We start from the raw sequence: 16,449 nt of genomic DNA on the forward strand, positions 1-16,449 counted from the left end.
GCGTACGCCGTGCACCCGCGGCCCCAGGACGGGAGCCGCGGGTGCCGGTGGGCTCAGAAGGCGGCCGGGCGGGCGGTGTAGCCGGCCTTGGCGACCGCGGCGACGAGGTCGTCGACGCTCACGAGCGCCTCGTCGTGGGTGACCTCGATGCGGGCCGAGGCGAAGTGCACCTTCACGGACTCCACACCGGCGAGGCGGCCGACCTGCTTCTCGATCTTGGCCACGCAGGACGGGCAGGAGAAGCCCTCGGCGCGCAGGGTGGTCCGGGTGGTGGCGGTCGTGGTGTCGGCGGTCCGGTCGGTGCTCGTGGTGGTCATCACGGCGTCCTTTCGCTGGTGGTGTCACGCCCCCGTTCGGGGCTGATGACCTCAAGCTACGGACGATGCGCCGTCGGTTCCTTGACGCAGGTCAAGTCGGACCGGACCACGGTGGCAGCCCCCCCGACGCAGGAGCCCCCCGACGCGCGAGGCCCCCCGGCGCGCGAGCCTCCCGACGCGCGAGGCCCCCCGACGCGCGAGGCCCCCCGACGTCCCAGGGAAGCCCTTCCCTCAGATCGCCTCGACCTCGGGGTAGCGCGGCTGCCACATCCGCTCGTACACCTGCTGCACGGGGTCGGTGAGCGGCCGGTCGGCGACGCCCTCGACCGCGGCCTGCTTGGCCACCTCGATCGCGACCGTGGCCGACACCAGGCGCAGCTCCCCGATGCCGGGCAGCAGGGGGGCGCCGGGGCGCCAGGCGTTGACGAGGCTGGCCAGGGCCTGGGAGGCGGCGGCGATCATCCCTGGCGTGATCCGGGTGGCCCCGCAGGCGGCGACGCCGAGCCCGAGACCCGGGAAGATGAGCGCGTTGTTGGACTGGGCGATCGTGTGCCGGATCCCGTCGTGGGTGACCGGCTCGAACGGGCTGCCGGTCGCCACCAGCGCCCGTCCGTCGGACCACCGCAGGACGTCGGCGGGGGTGGCCTCGGCCCGGCTCGTGGGGTTTTGGACAGCGGAAAGATGATCGGCCGCGGGTTGTTCCGGGACATCTCCTCCACGACCTCCTGGGTGAAGGCCCCGCCCTTGGTCGAGGTGCCGATGAGGATCGTGGGCCGCACGTTGCGGATCACGTCCATCAGCCCGATGTTCCCCGGGTCCTTCACGTCCCAGGCCGCGACCTCGGCCCGCGGCCGGGCGTAGGGCCGCTGGAAGTCGTGCAGGGTGTCGTCGTCGTCGACGTAGAGCCCCTGCAGGCCGATCGACCAGAATCGGCCGTGAGCCTCCTCCTCGCTCCGCGCGGTCCGTGAGCGCAGCATCTGGTCCTTGACGAGGTCGGCGATGCCGATGCCGGCGCTCCCGGCCCCGAAGATGACGATCCGCTGCTCGTCCAGGCTGGTGCCGGTCACGTCGACGCCGGCCAGCAGGGCGGCCAGCACGACGGCCGCCGTGCCCTGGATGTCGTCGTTGAAGGTGCAGACCTCGTCGCGGTAGCGCTCCAGGATCCGGTGCGCGTTGGCGGTGCCGATGTCCTCCCAGTGGATCATCGCGTGCGGGAAGAGCTTGGTCACCGTCTGCACGAACTGGTCGATGAACTCGTCGTAGCGCTCGCCGCGCACCCGGGCGTGCCGCTCGCCGAGGTAGAGGTCGCTGGAGAGCAGGCCGAGGTTGTCGGTGCCGGTGTCCAGGACGACCGGGATGGTCCGTCGGGGATGGATCCCCGCCGCGGCGGTGTAGACGGACAGCTTGCCGATGGCGATCTGGATGCCGCCGATGCCCTGGTCGCCGATGCCCAGGATGCCCTCGGAGTCGGTGACGCACACCAGGTCCACGTCCTCGGAGTCCAGCCCGTAGTTGCGCAGCCCCTGCTCGACCTTCTCCGGGTGGTCGATCGAGAGGAAGACCCCGCGCGGCCGGTTGTAGGTGTGGCTGAACCGCTCGATCGCCTCCCCGATGGTGGGCGTGTAGACGACCGGCAGCATCTCCTCCAGGTGGCTCGAGAGCAGGTGGTAGAAGAGCACCTCGTTGCGGTCGCGCAGCGCGTTCAGCGCGAGGAACTTGCCGAGCATCGTCTTGGTCGAACGGAACTGGTCGTAGACCCGCCGGGTCTGGTTCTCCATGGTGGTGAACGCGGTCGGCATCAGCCCGTCGAGCTCGAGCGCCTCCCGCTGCGCCTCGGTGAACGCCGTCCCCCGGTTGGTCATCGGGTTGGACAGCACCGCCCGGCCTCGGGTCCGGATCCGCAGCTTCGCGTTGCCGACGGCGGTGGCCTGCTCGTACTCACGCTTCATGGGTCCACCCTGCCACCTTCGGCGCCCCGGGCCAACGGTCCCCTCCACCCCCTACCCTCGGAGGGTGAGCCGCGACGTCGTCCTCGACCTGGCCTCCGTCGGTGCGACCGACCTCCCCCGGGTGGGCGGGAAGGCGGTCGGCCTGGCGGCCCTGCTGGGGGCCGGCGCCACCGTGCCCCCGGGGTTCGTGGTCACCACCGACGCCTACCGGTATGCCGTGGGAGCCGCGTCGTCGGCGCCCCAGGTGCTGGCGGCCCCGGTGCCGGAGGATCTCGCCGAGGCCGTGCGCACGGCATACCGGGACCTGGGCGGCGGGCCGGTCGCGGTCCGCTCCAGCGCGACCGCGGAGGACCTGCCGGGCGCGACCTTCGCCGGTCAGCAGGACACCCTGCTGGACGTCGAGGGCGACGAGGCCGTGCTGGGGGCGGTGCGTCGCTGCTGGGCCTCGCTGTGGTCGGAGCGGGCGGTGGACTACCGGGAGCGGCTGGCGATCGACCCGGCGTCGGTCGCGATGGCCGTGGTCGTCCAGCGCATGGTGCCGGCCGAGGCGGCGGGCGTGCTGTTCACCGCAGACCCGGTGAGCGGGCGCCGGGACCGCGTGGTCGTCGACGCCGCGCGGGGGCTCGGCGAGGCGGTCGTGTCCGGGAGCGTGACGCCCGAGCACCTCGTCGTGGGGGAGGACGGCGAGGTGCTCGAGCGCAGGCCCGGCGGCGACGGCGGCCCCGTGCTGACCGACGCGCAGGTGGCCGAGCTGGCCACGACCGGACGCGCCGTCGCCGCGCACCTGGGGCGCCCGCAGGACGTGGAGTGGGCGCTCGACGACGGCAGGTTCGTCCTCCTGCAGACGCGGCCGATGACGGCGCTGCCGCCAGCTCCGGTGTCGCTGAGCAGGATCCAGCGGACCACCGGACCGGTGCTGCTCGAGCTGCTGCCCCGACGACCCCTGCCGCTGGAGCTGACCGCCTGGATCCGGCCGGTCATGGGCCGGCACGTCGAGGGGATAGTGGCGGAGGGGGCCGGGCTGCACGTGCGCTTCGCCGACGTCCTGCTGGCCGACGACGCGGTGGTGCGCGAGTTCGTCCCGCCCGCGCCGCGACCCACCGTCCGGACCCCTGCCCGGGTGGTGCGCTCCCTCGTCCGCGGGCTGCGCGGACGGCCGGAAGCGTGGGCCCGGGACCCGCGGCTGGCCGGCTACCGGACGGCGGTGGAGGCGCTGGACGCGCTCGACCCGACGGAGCTGACGTGGGAGGAGCTCGTCGCGGTGCCCCGGCGGGCCGCCGGGCTCGTCGACGTGATGACCGCCCTGCGGGCCGGGCACCTCCCGGCCGCCTTCGTCGCGATCGGGCGGCTCCGGCTGGCCTGCGTGCTGACCGGCCGCGGCGGGCTGTTCGCCGACCTGCTCCTGGGAGCCCCCACCCGGACACGCGCAGCAAACGACGAGCTCGCGGCGCTGGCCCGCGGTGCGCAGGAGGTTCCCGGCCTGCCGGAGCTGCTGGAGCGCGCGGACCCCGTGACCATGGCGGAGGTCCGCGCCCTGCCCGGTGCCGACGGGTGGGGCGAGCGGCTGCGGCACTTCCTGGCGACCTACGGGCACCGGGAGACCACGAGCCTGCTCCTGCTCCGCGACCCCACGTGGGGAGCCGCGCCGTCGACCGTGCTGGGGCTCGTCCGTGCCCTGCTCGCCGACCGGGACCGGCCGCAGGACGCTGCGCGGAGCGGTCCCCCGGCCCTGACGGCGGCCGGCGCCCTGGGCCGGGCGGCCGAGCGGGCCGCCGCCGGCGTGGCGCTGCGGGAGGACACCCACTTCGAGCTCACCCGCACGATGCCGGCGGTGCGCCGTGCGCTGCTCGAGGCCGGGCGGCGGCTGGCCGCCACCGGCGAGGTGGACGGTCCCGACGACGTCTGGTTCCTCACCCTGGACGAGTTGACGGCCAGGGGGGACCTGCGCGGGGCTGTGACCCGGCGGCGCGCGGCATACCAGGAGCTGGCGGGCAGCCCCCTGATCGCGACCACCACCCTCTACCCCCGGCCCCCGACCTCCGCCGAGGTCCTGGCGGTCGGGACCCCGGCGGGTGGCGGCCGGGCGACCGGACCGGTCCGCGTGCTCGCGGGGCCGGCGGAGTTCGGGCGGCTGCGGCCGGGGGAGGTGCTGGTGTGCGCGTCGACCAACCCGGGGTGGACGCCCCTGTTCCAGCGCGCCGCGGCCGTCGTCGTCGACCACGGCGGAATGGCCTCGCACGCGGCGATCGTGGCCCGGGAGTACGGCATCCCCGCCGTCATGGGCACGGGCAGCGGCACGCTCTCCCTGGTCGAGGGCGCCCGGGTGGTCGTCGACGGCGACCGCGGAGAGGTCCGCGCGGCTCCGCCGGAGCACCTGTGACGGGTCTCACGTCGGAACGCCATCTCTGCAGATCACGGAAAGATCACGGATAGATCACGAGCAATTCTGAACGGACCCTGACAGGGTGCTGTTTGCTATTCCCAGGGTGAGACCGCACGGTGGATGACCGAGCCACCTACGGGTGGCCGTCCCATGTCACCGGTCCCGTCGGTGGGCGTGGGTCCAGAGCATTCGACCCTGATCCCCGTACTTCGTGAGGTACCCCCATGAGCTCCATGCACCGCACCCCCCGCACCCGTTCGCTCCGCGTGTCCTCCGTGGCCGCCGCCGCCGGTCTGGCCACCATCGCCGGCATCGGCACCGCGGGCTCGGCCTCGGCCGCCGACGGCGCCACCTGGGACCGCGTCGCCCAGTGCGAGTCCGGTGGCGACTGGTCCATCAACACCGGCAACGGCTTCTACGGCGGCCTGCAGTTCGTCCAGGGCACCTGGGCGGGCTTCGGCGGCCTGGACTACGCGCCGCGCGCCGACCTGGCCAGCCGCGCGCAGCAGATCGCGATCGCCGAGAACGTGCTGGCCGTCCAGGGCCCCGGCGCGTGGCCGGTCTGCTCCGTCCGCGCGGGTCTGACCGCCGGCGGCTCCAGCGCCCCCGCCCCGGCGCCGGTGGAGCAGCAGGCTCCGCAGCCCGCCGCCGAGCCGGTCGAGCAGGCCGCCCCGGCCCAGCCCGCCGCGCCGCAGGAGCAGGCCCCGGTCGAGCCCGCCGCGCCCGCCGCCCCGGTCGAGCAGCCCGCCCCGGCCCAGCCCGCCCCGGTCCAGCCGGCCCCGCAGGCCGCTCCCGCCCAGCCGGCCCCGCAGGCCGCCGAGGTCGCGCAGGCCGTCGCCGAGCACGTCATCGAGCGTGGTGAGACCACCTCGCTCATCGCCCAGAGCTACGACAGCACCGTCTCCGAGCTGGTCGCCCTCAACGACCTCGCCGACGGCGGTCGCCTCATCTACGCCGGCGACGTCATGCTCGTGCCGGCCGACGCCGTCGGTGGCGGCACCGTCACCGTCGAGCGCGGCGACACCCTCGCCGCCCTGGCGCAGGAGCATGGCACCACCGTCGAGGCCCTGGTCGCCGCCAACGGCATCGCCGACGCCGACCTGATCGTCGTGGGCCAGCACCTCGCCGTCGGCTGACCGAGCCTCTCCACGGCGCCGTCGACCCCGTCCCGACGCCGCTGCACACCCCGATCCGCCCCCGCACCCAGCGTGCGGGGGCGGATCGGTCGTAGTGTGGGCAGATGGGCCTGTTCGACCGCGTCCGCCGCGCCGCCTCCGACCGCCAGGAGCGTGCCCAGCACGCCACCGAGACCCGGGTCCGGACGCTGCCCGACCCGGGGGAGGTCCCGACCGAGGAGCTGCCCCTGACCCCCGAGTCGCGCAAGATCGGCGAGGAGGAGCGGGAGGGCATCGACGCCGGGCTCGCGGCCCTGGCCGAGGAGGGGGTCGACGTCGACGACCTCGTCTCGGTCGGTGCCGGCCTGGACCGGGCGCTGACCGGGTGGCTGGCGGACAAGGGGGAGGACCACGACGCGATCGTGGACCGCTACGCGATCGGCATCGGGGAGCACCTCCACCGGCACACCGACCTGGCCTGGGAGGTCGTCACCGACGTGTTCGGCACCGACCTGGCCGTGGCCGCCGGCGACTTCGTCGTCGTGCCCAGCAACCTCGTGGCGGTGCGTTGGATGCGCCGCGAGAGCGGCTGGGTGCCCGGGGTCGTGGGCCACATCGTGGAGGTCCGCAGCCGCTGAGGGGTGCCGCCAGGGACTACCGGCCCTCGGCCAGCAGCTGCGGCACGGTCGTGAACCCGTAGCCCATCGCCCGCAGGTCCTCGATCATCCCGGGCAGCGCGTCGGCGTCCAGCGTCGAGCCGTCCTCCGGATGGGCGCCCACGTGCATCAGCACGACCTGGCCCCGGCGGGCGGTGTCGCGCACCCGCTCCCGGACCACCGCCGTCGTGATCCCCCCGCTCGTGCCCTGCCACCCGAGCGTGTCCACGGTCCAGCGGATCGGCACGTACCCCTCGGCGTTGACCACCTCGACGTCCAGCGGCGTGCGGTCGCCGAACGGGAACCGGAACAGCGGAGCCGTGGCCCGGCCGGTGAGGGCGGAGATGGCCGCGTCGGCCCGCACGAGCTGGTCGTGGATCTGGGCGTTCGTGGAGTCCGGGAAGGAGACGTGGGTGTCGCTGTGGTTGCCCACCGGGTGACCCGCGCGGGCGATCGCCGTCACACCCCCGGGGTAGGCCCGGGCGAAGTCGCCCGTGACGAAGAAGGTGGCCGGCACCCCCTCCTGCGCCAACGTCCCCAGGATCGAGGAGAGTGCCGCGTCCGAGGCGCCGCCGTCGAAGGTCAGCGCGACGACCGCCCGGTCGGTGTCGAACGCCTCGACGTCCAGCCCCGCCCAGGCGCCCACCGTCACCGCCGGATCGGGGGCCGGGGTGGTCGGCGGAGGTGCGGGCGGCGTCGTCGGTGCGGGCGGTGCGGTGGTCGGCGAGGGGGAGGGGTATGGCGTCGGCGTCGAGGTGGGCGTGGGGCCCGGTGGAGCGGGAGAGCTCGGAGGCTCCGGGGCCGTGGTGGCCGTGGGGCGCCCGGGGGACGGTGAGGGGGTGGGGCTCGCTCCGTCGGGCGTGGCCGACGGCGCCGCGGTGGGCGGTGCGGTCGGGGAGGTCGTGGGGGCCACGTCCGCCGGTGTCCCGCCGTCGCCCCCGCAGGCGACGAGCGTCGCGGCCAGCAGCACGGGCAGGAGCGCGGGGAGGACCCGGCGTCGGCGCGAAGGACCGGTCATGGTGCACCTCCCGAGGGCGGGCACGCCCTCCCCTCCAGTGTGCTCCTCGGCGGCCGGTCGGGGGCACCAGCCTCGGACGGCGGGGGCGGACGTGTCGTCCGCCACAGCGCCGCCCGTCAGGCGGCGGCTGCGCCCCGGCCGCCGCCTGACCGCTTCTCCACCCGCCGCGCGACCCGCTTCTGCCAGACCCGGAAGACCCAGGCGGTGGGCACCTCGCGGCCGGTGGCCACGTACTCCACGGCGGCGTCGTGGAAGACGGTCGTGCGCACGAGCGCCAGATCGTGCTCCTTGCCCAGCAGCAGCAGGGTGTCCCCCTCCTGCAACGGCTTGTCGAGGGAGGGGGTGAAGGTGCGGCGGCCCTCGCGGACCAGCACGGCCGGGTAGACCGCCAGCCGGACCGTCCGGTCGTCGGGGTCGCGCAGCAGGTCGCCGATGGTCAGCTCCTGGGTGCGCATCCACCGGATGGCGGCTGGGGTGCTGCGCTGGTCGATCTCCACGCGGGTGCTCACGGGGGTGGCGTCGCCGACCACCGAGACGATCTCGTCCATCACCTGCGCGTCCCAGTCGTCGTCCTCGTGCAGCACGTGGTCGATGAAGCTCCAGTAGTTCGGCGAGGTGATCCGTGCCACCGCCTCGCGGGCGAGCAGCTCGGTCGGGACGAAGACCGAGTCGGCGTCGAAGGCACGCAGCGGAGCGTGGTTGACGGCCGAGCTCTGCCGGACGGCGATGAAGAGGTTGTCGTTCTCGATCCGCGCGTGTGCGGCCATCGCCATGTTGACGATGTCCGACTCCGCACCGGCGATGAAGCCGACCGCCTCGCTGACGTCGGGCCGCCCGTCGGCCGGGTCGACGAGCACGACGTCCAGGCCGGCGCTCTCCAGGTCGCGGGTGACCTCGAAGCCGAAGGTCCCGTCCGCGCAGACGACCCAGTGCCCGTCGGTGAGGTGCTCGAGCTTGTGCGGCAGCTCCGAGCCGCGGGGGCTCATCAGCCAGGAGGCGAGCCGGAAGCCGGACGGTCGGCGCAGCGCCATGACGAGGTAGGCGCCGTAGCGGTCGAAGGGGTTGATGACCACGTCCGCGGCGAAGTCGTGCATCTGCTGGGCGTGCTCGCGGTCGCTGCACCGCGCGATGACCATGAGCTCGGGTCGCAGCAGGTTGACCGTCATGACGACCGAGAGGTTGGTCTCGTCGTTGTCCGTGAGGGCCAGCACGGCCTCGCAGTTCGGGTGGCCCAGGCCGGCCATGCCGAGGATCCGCGGGTCCCGACCGCTGGCGGCCATCGCGGGCACGTCGGTCGTGTACTCGTCCAGCGCCAGGTGCTCGATCCGCTCCGACTCGCTGTCCAGGACGACGAAGTTGCGCCCCTGGTCCTCCAGCGCCCGGCACACCGCCTCCCCGGCCTGCCCGTAGCCGACCACCAGCACGAACGGCTCCTGGATCGCCCGGACCTTGCGGGTGAACTTGTTGAGCGCCAGCGCCCGGCGGAAGGTCTGCTCCTGGGCCAGGGACAGCAGGGCCGCGATCGAGTAGGACCAGGCCACGACGCGCTGGCGTAGATGGTCAACGTGACCCAGATCCGCTGCGGGTAGGAGAAGGCGTGCGGCACCTCGCCGTAGCCGATCGTCAGGCCGGTGTAGCTGATGACGTAGAAGGAGTCGAACACCGACAGTCGATCGGGGTTCTCCTCGGTGCCCGGCATGAACGAGAGACCGAAGGTCATCACCGCGAAGACGGACACCAGGACGACCAGCGGTGTGCGCACCCGGCGCAGGATGAGGAAGACCGCGTCCGTGCCCGCTGGCTCCGAGGGCACGTCGACCCGCACCCGGCGCAGGCTGTCGGGGCGGGAGCGGGCGGGGGTCCCGCCTCGGAGGAGCTGGAGCAGGTTGGCCATGGGGTATGCCGTGCAGCCGGTCCGGCGGGCGCGTCAGCGGCGCCGGTAGGAGACGGTCTCCATGATGAGCAGGATGACCGAGACGAAGTTGGCCAGGAGCGCCCCGGCGGCGATCGAGACGACGCTGGCCATGTGCTCCCCGGTCAGCCCGCCGGCGTCGACGTGCGAGCCCCAGATCCACACGAGCGCCGCGATGATCAGCTGGATGCTCGCCACGAGGCTGGTCGCCAGCTGGACCGCGCCGATCTGGGTGCGGTCGCCGAACTTGAGGATGGTGGCGATGATGTTGACGGCGACGGCCGCGTAGAGCTCGTAGACGTTGTGCAGCCTCGGGTTGTCGATGTCGCCCACCACGTACCCGAAGTTCAGCGTCGCGGCCAGCAGCACGAAGAAGCCGAAGACGACCTTTTCCCGATTCACGACCCCGACCATACTCGCCGCTGCCCGGCCGGGGCGGGTCCACAGGCCGGGGAGGGTCCACGGGCCGGAGCGGGTCCACGGACCCGCGGGCGGGGAGCGGGTCCGTCGGTGCTCGTGGCTAGCATCTCGGCCATGGATCTGGGGAGGGCGGCGCGGATGGCGCGCGAGGTGATGGACGAGCACGGGTTGGACGGGTGGGCCTTCGACTTCGACCGGGCCCGGGTGCGGGCCGGTGCGTGCCACTTCCGCGACCGGCGGATCACGCTGAGCCGGGCCATCACGGCCGTCCAGGACGAGGCCGAGGTGCGCGAGACGGTGCTCCACGAGGTGGCGCACGCCCTCGTCGGGCCGCTCCACGGCCACGACGAGGTCTGGCGCCGCACCGCCCGGTCCCTCGGCGCGAGCGGTGACCGGTGCTACACCGCGGACGGACCGGTCGTGCCCGGGCGGTGGCAGGGTCGGTGCGCCGCGGGGCACGTCGTGCACCGGCACCGTCGTCCGGACCGGCTGCTGCTCTGCGCGCGCTGCCGCGGCGTGGCCGACCGCGACCGGGCGCTGCGCTGGAGCCTGGACGGACGGCCCGTCCCGCCCGAACAGCTCGGCCCCCAGGTCGTGCAGGGCTGGCGCCGGCTCACCGACCCCCCGGGTGGCGCTCCCGCCGACGGGCGACCCCCGGGCTCGCTGCGGCCCGGCGAGCTGGTCCGGATCACTGCTCCCGGCCGCTACCACGGGACGACGGCCCGGGTTCTCTCGCGCGGACGCACCTGCTACACGGTGCAGGCGCCGGGCGTGCGCCTGCGCGTGCGGTTCGAGGCGGTTGACGGGGTGGAACCACCACGTCGTCGTCGGCGAGGTCCTGACGAGGGACGGTGGGCAGGACCACCGTCCTGGGTGGCCCACCCTGAGCAGGACCGCCGTCCTGGGTGGCCCGACCCGAGCAGGACCGTGACCAAAGCGTGACCATGTTCCCCCGACGGGAACCGGCCCGGCTGAGTAGGGTCGGAGTCATCTCGTGCCGGTCGATGCGCGCCCTCCGTCCTGCGGTCGTGACGTCCGGCACCGTGAGGAAGGAGCCAACGGTGGCGAGTTCACGTGCACGACGCGGCGTGGTGACGGCCCTGGCCGTGACCGGGGCCCTGACCCTGACCGGATGCCTGCAGAACCCCGACCCGGACGCCGGGGGCGGTGGGTTCGGAGCGCAGAGCTCCCCCGATCCCGGCGACGGGTCGGTGACCGTCCTGGGCGCCTTCGGAGGCGCCGAGGAGGAGCTCTTCGTCGAGTCCCTCGCCGTCTTCGAGGAGGAGTCGGGCATCGACGTGGTCTACACCTCCGACCAGGACTTCACCACGACGATCCTGCTGCGGGTCAACTCCGGCGACGCGCCGGACGTGGGCCTCTTCCCCCAGCCCGGCGGCGTCATGCAGATGGCGGCCGACGGGCAGGTCATCCCGATCGACCAGATGATCGACTACGACGCCCTCGACGCGACGCTGGTCTCCGGCTTCCTCGACTCCGCCCGCTACCAGGGGCGCGTCTACGCCGCCCCCATGCGGATGGCGGTCAAGTCGATCGTCTGGTACCCCAAGGAGGCCTACGAGGAGGGCGGCTGGAGCACCGAACCGGCCTCCCTCGATGAGCTCGACGAGATCGCCGAGCAGATCAAGGCCGACACCGACGCGGCGCCGTGGTGCATCGGCTGGGAGTCCGCCCAGGCCACCGGCTGGGTCGGCACGGACTGGATCGAGGAGTACATGCTCCGTCTGCACGGCCCGGACGTCTACGACGACTGGATGTACGGCCGGATCCCGTTCGACGACCCCCGGGTCGTGGAGGCGTTCGAGGCCTATGGCGAGCTGGCCAACGAGGAGGGCAACGTCCTGGGCGGGACCACCGCGATCCTGTCCACGCCCTTCGCCGACGCCATGGCTCCGGCCTTCCAGCCCGAGCCGGACTGCTACCTCATGCGGCAGGGCAACTTCGCCACCACCTTCTTCCCCGCGGACGTCCAGGAGAACCTGGACGAGGAGGTCGGCATCATGACCTTCCCGCCGGCCGAGGACGGGTACGACGGGCAGCCGATCCTGGGCGGAGGCGACCTCGCGGCCGCGTTCAGCTTCGACGAGGACACCGTGGCGCTCATGGAGTTCCTCACCTCCGACGAGTTCGGTGGCCCCTGGGCCGAGGCCGGCGGGTGGCTCTCGCCGCACACCTCCTTCGACACCAGCCTCTACCCCGACGAGACCACCCGGCAGATCGCCGAGATGGCCTACACCGCCGACGTCTTCCGCTACGACGCCTCCGACGTCATGCCCAAGGAGGTCGGCTCGGACTCCTTCTGGAAGGGCATGGTCGACTTCCAGAACGGCGCGTCGGCCGAAAAGGTGACGGCGCAGATCTGGGAGACCTGGCCGGAGGCCCAGCGGCAGGTCGACGGCGAGTCCGAGGACGAGTGAGACCATGACCTCCTCCCACTCGACCCCACCCGTGGGTCACGACGTCCCCGAGGACGACCCCCGGGTCGACGACGCCTCGCCCGAGTCGACGGTGCCCGACGACTACGGTCTGCAGCCCGTCAGGCTGCTCATCGGGGTCGTCGGCATCGGCCTGACCCTGTGGGCGCTGTTCAACCTCTTCTTCGCCTTCGCGTGGTACCCCCAGTGGTTCTTCGACAGCAAGATCCTCATGGGTGTCCTCGGCCTGGCGGCCGGCGTCGGCGGGGCGGCGGTGCTGTTCTGGTTCATCAACGTCGCGGTCGAGGCGCTGCCCCGACGGCTCGAGCACGGGCTGATCCCCTACGCCTTCCTCATCCCGGGCTTCTCGCTCATCGCGCTGACGCTGTTCTACCCGACGATCCAGACGATCAACTACTCCTTCGCCAACCGGGACAGCACGGAGTACCGCGACCCGATCTTCGCCAACTACCTCGACCTGTTCGACGACCCGGGCTTCTGGTCGGCGATCATCAACAACATCCTGTGGATCGCGATCGTCCCGGCGATCACGGTGGCGCTGGGCGTGGTCGTGGCCGTGCTGGCCGACAAGCTCTCGGCCAGCAGCGAGAAGTGGGCCAAGAGCTTCATCTTCCTGCCGATGGCGATCAGCTTCGTGGCCGCCTCGGCCATCTGGCTGACGACGGTCTACGCCTACCAGGCGCCGGGTCGTCCGCAGACCGGGGCGCTCAACGCGATCGTCACCCAGCTCGGCGGACAGCCGCAGAACTGGCTCTCGATCGACACCGCCCGGCTCAACAGCATCCTCCTCATGGTCATCCTCATCTGGCTGCAGACCGGGTTTGCCATGGTGCTGCTGTCGTCCTCGATCAAGGGTGTCCCCGAGGACACCATCGAGGCGGCCCGCATCGACGGTGCCAGCGAGTGGCAGATCTTCTGGAAGGTGATCATCCCGCAGATCAAGGGCACGATCATCACCGTGTTCATCACCATCCTCATCCTGGTGATGAAGGTCTTCGACATCGTCTACGTGCTGACGAACGGCCGGGACAACACCAACGTGATCGCCAACCTCTTCTTCAACGAGATGTTCGCGCGCGGTCAGGCGGGCCGGGCCACGGCCATCGTGGTCATCCTGCTGCTGGCCGTTATCCCGATCCTCATCTACCAGGTCAAGCAGTTCCGCGAGCAGGAGGCCATGCGATGAGCACGCAACGACTCAAGGGACGGCTCAAGGACGGGCGTCGCCGCAGCCCGGTCGCGATGGTCGTGATGCTGCTGCTGGTGATCCTGTGGTCGCTGCCGACGGTGGGTCTGCTCGTCACCAGCTTCCGCACCCGGGACGCCGCGGCCACCTCCGGGTGGTGGGAGGCCTTCTGGAAGGGCGGCTGGACCGCGGACAACTACGCCCGGGTGTTCGAGCAGGCCGACCTGGGCAACGCGTTCATCAACGGGGTCATGGTGGCCGTGCCGGCGACGATCATCCCGATCATGTTCGCCGCCTTCGCCGCCTACGCGTTCACGTTCATGGACTTCAAGGGCAAGGACATCATCTTCATCAGCATCGTCGCGGTGATGGTCGTGCCGATCCAGGTGGCCTTCCAGCCGCTGCTGGACATGCTCGGCCCGCGCGGGTGGGGCATCTCCGGTCAGTACCTCGCGGTCTGGCTGCTGCACACCGGGTTCGGGATGCCGCTGGCCATCTACATGCTGCGCAACTACATGGCCTCGCTGCCGTTCAGCGTGGTCGAGTCGGCGCGCATCGACGGGTGCTCCAACTTCCAGATCTTCTGGAAGCTCATCGCCCCGATGGCCATGCCGGCGATGGCAGCGTTCGCCACCCTGCAGTTCCTGTGGGTGTGGAACGACCTGCTCATCGCCAAGCTGTTCCTGTCCAACGACAACACGACGGTGATCGTGAAGCTCCAGCAGCTGCTGGGCACGCAGGGTCAGGGCGCCGAGCTGCTGACCGCCGGGGCGTTCATCTCCATCGTGCTGCCGATGATCGTGTTCTTCACGCTCCAGAACTTCCTGGTCCGTGGCATGACCTCGGGAGCGGTCAAGGGCTAGCCCCCCTCCGCACCGGCCCGACGGCCGTCCGCAGCTCCGGCTGCGGGCGGCCGTCCCGCGTGACCGGCGGGTCCCCCGGCGGTCTGCGGCACGTCGGGCCACCCGGCCGGTCCGGCTGTGGTGTCATGGCGGGGTGAGCCGTGACCTTCCGTGGCCCTCCGCCCTGCCGGCGTCCGCGCGCGCTCGTCTCGAACGGACGCTGGCGCCCCTCCCCGAGCACCGACGGACCACCTTCGCCCTCCGCGTGGCCCGCTGGTGGGACGACCTCGTCGAGGGGCTCTCGCCCTACTCCGACCCGGCCGGGGTGGCCGCGCGCGTCCTCGAGCTGGCCGCGGCGGCATACCTCGACCGCGAGGAGGAGCTGCACCTGCTGGACGAGCGGCGCTCGCTGGAGCCGGACTGGTTCCAGCGGCCCGGCGTGGTCGGCTACGCCGCCTACGCCGAGCGGTTCGCCCCCGAGGGGACGCTGGCCGGGGTCGCGCGGCACGCGGACCACCTGCGGCAGCTGGGCGTGTCCTACCTGCACCTGATGCCGCTGCTGCAGCCGCGTCCGGCGCCCAACGACGGAGGCTACGCGGTCGCCGACTACCGACGCGTGCGCGAGGACCTGGGCACGATGGAGGACCTGCGCTCGCTGACCCGCTCGCTGCGCGGGCAGGGCATCAGCCTGTGCCTGGACCTGGTGCTCAACCACGTCGCCCGCGAGCACGCGTGGGCGCAGTCCGCGCGGGCCGGCGACGAGCGCTATCGCCGCTACTTCCACGTCTATCCCGACCGGACCACCCCGGACGCCTACGAGGCGACGCTGCCGGAGGTCTTCCCCGACTTCGCCCCGGGCAGCTTCACCTTCGACGAGGAGGTCGACGGCTGGGTGTGGACGACCTTCAACAGCTACCAGTGGGACCTGGCCTGGGAGAACCCGGACGTCTTCTGCGAGGTCGCCGACGTCATCCTCTTCCTGGCCAACCAGGGGGTGGAGGTGCTGCGCCTGGACGCGATCGCCTTCATCTGGAAGCGGATGGGCACGGCCTGCCAGAACGAGCCGGAGGTGCACCAGCTCACCCAGGCGCTGCGGGCCGTCAGCCGGATCAGCGCACCCTCGCTGGTCTTCCTCGCCGAGGCCATCGTGGGCCCGAACGAGCTGGTGCACTACCTCGGCCAGGGGCGGCACCACGGCAAGGTCTCCGACCTCGCCTACCACAACAGCCTCATGGTCCAGGTCTGGTCGATGCTCGCCAGCCGGGACTCCCGGCTGGCGGAGCGGGCCCTCAGCCGCTTCCCGCAGGTGCCGTCGACGTCGGCCTGGATCACCTACCTGCGCTGCCACGACGACATCGGGTGGGCGATCGACGACGACGACGCCCGCTCGGTGATGGTCGACGGCTGGGCGCACCGCAAGTTCCTCTCCGACTACTACTCCGGCGAGTTCGAGGGGTCGACCGCCGAGGGCCTGGTCTTCCAGCACAACCCGGCCACCGGTGACCGCCGCATCTCCGGCAGCGCCGCCAGCCTGGTCGGGCTCGGCAGCGCCCTGCGGCGCCTCGACGTCGCCGTCGACGAGGAGGGCTTCGAGGAGGCGGCCCAGGCCGTGGACGTGGCCGTCGCCCGGTTCTTGCTGGGGTACGCCGTCGTCTACGGCTGGGGCGGTGTCCCGGTGATCTGGTCCGGGGACGAGATCGCCCAGCTCAACGACGAGCACTGGGACGAGGTGCCCGAGCACGACGGGGACAACCGTTGGGCCCACCGGCCCCGGCTGGACTGGGGGTGCGTGGAGGAGGCACGGAGTGACCCCGGCTCCGCGGTCGGCCGGGTGTGGGCGGGTCTGCAGCACCTCGCCCGGGTGCGGGCCTCGCTGCCGCACCTGCACGCCTCGTGGCCGGCCGAGACGGTGGCCGCGCCGGACCCGGGCGTCTTCGTCGTCCTGCGCCGTCACCCCGTGGGGCCGATGCTCCAGCTGTACAACGTCACCGAGCAGCCGCGCACCGTGCCCGCCTGGTGGGTGCGCGAGCAGGCCATCAACCTCGACGGGGCCGTGGACGCGCTCAACGGCTTCCCGCCCAACCTCACCGACGACGGGTCGGTCTACCTGTCGACCTATCAGCCGGTCTGGCTCGTGCGCCGCTGAGCACGACGCGGCCGCACAGGTGCCGTGCCGCCGGTTCTGGGGCACCCGTGCG

14 protein-coding genes and 1 pseudogene are annotated in these 16,449 nt (G+C 72.4%); 9 read left to right on the forward strand and 6 right to left on the reverse strand.

All coding sequences use genetic code 11. From position 1 onward, the window contains the following. Positions 1-53: 53 nt before the first annotated feature. From ACQ95T_RS01365 to maeA, 3 genes and pseudogenes are all read right to left on the reverse strand, one after another. On the reverse strand, positions 54-317 hold the full coding sequence (locus tag ACQ95T_RS01365) for a heavy-metal-associated domain-containing protein (RefSeq protein WP_425943021.1): 264 nt from the start codon (positions 315-317) through the stop codon (positions 54-56). Between the two features lie 231 nt (positions 318-548). Further along, positions 549-1,148 (reverse strand): malic enzyme-like NAD(P)-binding protein, encoded by a 600-nt coding sequence (locus tag ACQ95T_RS01370; protein ID WP_431473881.1) that lies wholly within the window; start codon positions 1,146-1,148, stop codon positions 549-551. Next, positions 1,043-2,266: pseudogene (maeA, locus tag ACQ95T_RS01375) on the reverse strand (oxaloacetate-decarboxylating malate dehydrogenase); the annotation flags it as partial. The pseudogene maeA and the gene ACQ95T_RS01370, both read right to left, overlap by 106 nt. Before the next feature lie 64 nt (positions 2,267-2,330). Between maeA and ACQ95T_RS01380 the strand changes: the two are divergent. From ACQ95T_RS01380 to ACQ95T_RS01390, 3 genes are all read left to right on the forward strand, one after another. After that, on the forward strand, positions 2,331-4,646 hold the full coding sequence (locus tag ACQ95T_RS01380) for a PEP/pyruvate-binding domain-containing protein (RefSeq protein ID WP_425943023.1): 2,316 nt from the start codon (positions 2,331-2,333) through the stop codon (positions 4,644-4,646). 227 nt (positions 4,647-4,873) lie between these two features. Continuing rightward, positions 4,874-5,785, forward strand: a complete 912-nt coding sequence (locus ACQ95T_RS01385) for a transglycosylase family protein (RefSeq protein ID WP_425943024.1) — start codon at positions 4,874-4,876, stop codon at positions 5,783-5,785. Between the two features lie 104 nt (positions 5,786-5,889). Beyond that, complete coding sequence (locus tag ACQ95T_RS01390; protein WP_425943025.1) at positions 5,890-6,402, forward strand: DUF3806 domain-containing protein; 513 nt, start codon at positions 5,890-5,892, stop codon at positions 6,400-6,402. Positions 6,403-6,418: 16 nt separating this feature from the next. Here ACQ95T_RS01390 and ACQ95T_RS01395 read toward each other — a convergent pair whose 3' ends face one another. Both ACQ95T_RS01395 and ACQ95T_RS01400 read right to left on the reverse strand, forming a co-directional pair. Next, the gene (locus ACQ95T_RS01395) at positions 6,419-7,438 is read right to left on the reverse strand and encodes a polysaccharide deacetylase family protein (RefSeq protein ID WP_425943026.1); all 1,020 of its coding nucleotides are present in this window, start codon (positions 7,436-7,438) and stop codon (positions 6,419-6,421) included. Between the two features lie 116 nt (positions 7,439-7,554). Continuing rightward, positions 7,555-8,979 (reverse strand): NAD-binding protein, encoded by a 1,425-nt coding sequence (locus ACQ95T_RS01400; RefSeq protein WP_431473423.1) that lies wholly within the window; start codon positions 8,977-8,979, stop codon positions 7,555-7,557. A 156-nt stretch (positions 8,980-9,135) separates the two neighbouring features. Here ACQ95T_RS01400 and ACQ95T_RS01405 point away from each other — a divergent pair, with 156 nt between their 5' ends. Next, the gene (locus tag ACQ95T_RS01405; RefSeq protein WP_431473424.1) at positions 9,136-9,381 is read left to right on the forward strand and encodes a hypothetical protein; all 246 of its coding nucleotides are present in this window, start codon (positions 9,136-9,138) and stop codon (positions 9,379-9,381) included. On the opposite strand, the gene ACQ95T_RS01410 is transcribed toward ACQ95T_RS01405, so the two are convergent. Then, entirely contained in the window at positions 9,366-9,752 is a 387-nt protein-coding gene (locus ACQ95T_RS01410) for a DUF6394 family protein (RefSeq protein ID WP_075958215.1), read from the reverse strand. The genes ACQ95T_RS01405 and ACQ95T_RS01410 overlap by 16 nt on opposite strands. Positions 9,753-9,884: 132 nt before the next feature. Here ACQ95T_RS01410 and ACQ95T_RS01415 point away from each other — a divergent pair, with 132 nt between their 5' ends. The 5 genes from ACQ95T_RS01415 to ACQ95T_RS01435 all read left to right on the forward strand — a co-directional run bounded on the left by ACQ95T_RS01415 (position 9,885) and on the right by ACQ95T_RS01435 (position 16,397). Then, entirely contained in the window at positions 9,885-10,712 is an 828-nt protein-coding gene (locus tag ACQ95T_RS01415; RefSeq protein ID WP_425943028.1) for a SprT-like domain-containing protein, read from the forward strand. Positions 10,713-10,831: 119 nt separating this feature from the next. After that, entirely contained in the window at positions 10,832-12,205 is a 1,374-nt protein-coding gene (locus ACQ95T_RS01420; protein ID WP_425943029.1) for an ABC transporter substrate-binding protein, read from the forward strand. A gap of 4 nt (positions 12,206-12,209) precedes the next feature. Beyond that, entirely contained in the window at positions 12,210-13,409 is a 1,200-nt protein-coding gene (locus tag ACQ95T_RS01425; RefSeq protein WP_425943030.1) for a carbohydrate ABC transporter permease, read from the forward strand. Continuing rightward, complete coding sequence (locus tag ACQ95T_RS01430; protein ID WP_425943031.1) at positions 13,406-14,272, forward strand: carbohydrate ABC transporter permease; 867 nt, start codon at positions 13,406-13,408, stop codon at positions 14,270-14,272. Before ACQ95T_RS01425 ends, ACQ95T_RS01430 begins: the two co-directional genes overlap by 4 nt. 133 nt (positions 14,273-14,405) lie before the next feature. Beyond that, complete coding sequence (locus ACQ95T_RS01435; protein ID WP_425943032.1) at positions 14,406-16,397, forward strand: alpha-amylase family protein; 1,992 nt, start codon at positions 14,406-14,408, stop codon at positions 16,395-16,397. Positions 16,398-16,449: the final 52 nt, after the last annotated feature.

Origin of the sequence: Ornithinimicrobium carbonis (assembly GCF_050703245.1) — a bacterium.
Classification (GTDB): Bacteria; Actinomycetota; Actinomycetes; order Actinomycetales; family Dermatophilaceae; genus Ornithinicoccus.

Bases quoted from the DNA above. Each gene is read 5' to 3' on its own strand.
- ACQ95T_RS01385 (WP_425943024.1), top strand. From the start codon at position 4,874: ATGAGCTCCATGCACCGCACCCCCCGCACCCGTTCGCTCCGCGTGTCC.
- ACQ95T_RS01365 (WP_425943021.1), bottom strand. From the start codon at position 317: ATGACCACCACGAGCACCGACCGGACCGCCGACACCACGACCGCCACC.
- ACQ95T_RS01405 (WP_431473424.1), top strand. From the start codon at position 9,136: ATGAACGAGAGACCGAAGGTCATCACCGCGAAGACGGACACCAGGACG.
- ACQ95T_RS01395 (WP_425943026.1), bottom strand. From the start codon at position 7,438: ATGACCGGTCCTTCGCGCCGACGCCGGGTCCTCCCCGCGCTCCTGCCC.
- ACQ95T_RS01425 (WP_425943030.1), top strand. From the start codon at position 12,210: ATGACCTCCTCCCACTCGACCCCACCCGTGGGTCACGACGTCCCCGAG.
- ACQ95T_RS01430 (WP_425943031.1), top strand. From the start codon at position 13,406: ATGAGCACGCAACGACTCAAGGGACGGCTCAAGGACGGGCGTCGCCGC.
- ACQ95T_RS01390 (WP_425943025.1), top strand. From the start codon at position 5,890: ATGGGCCTGTTCGACCGCGTCCGCCGCGCCGCCTCCGACCGCCAGGAG.
- ACQ95T_RS01415 (WP_425943028.1), top strand. From the start codon at position 9,885: ATGGATCTGGGGAGGGCGGCGCGGATGGCGCGCGAGGTGATGGACGAG.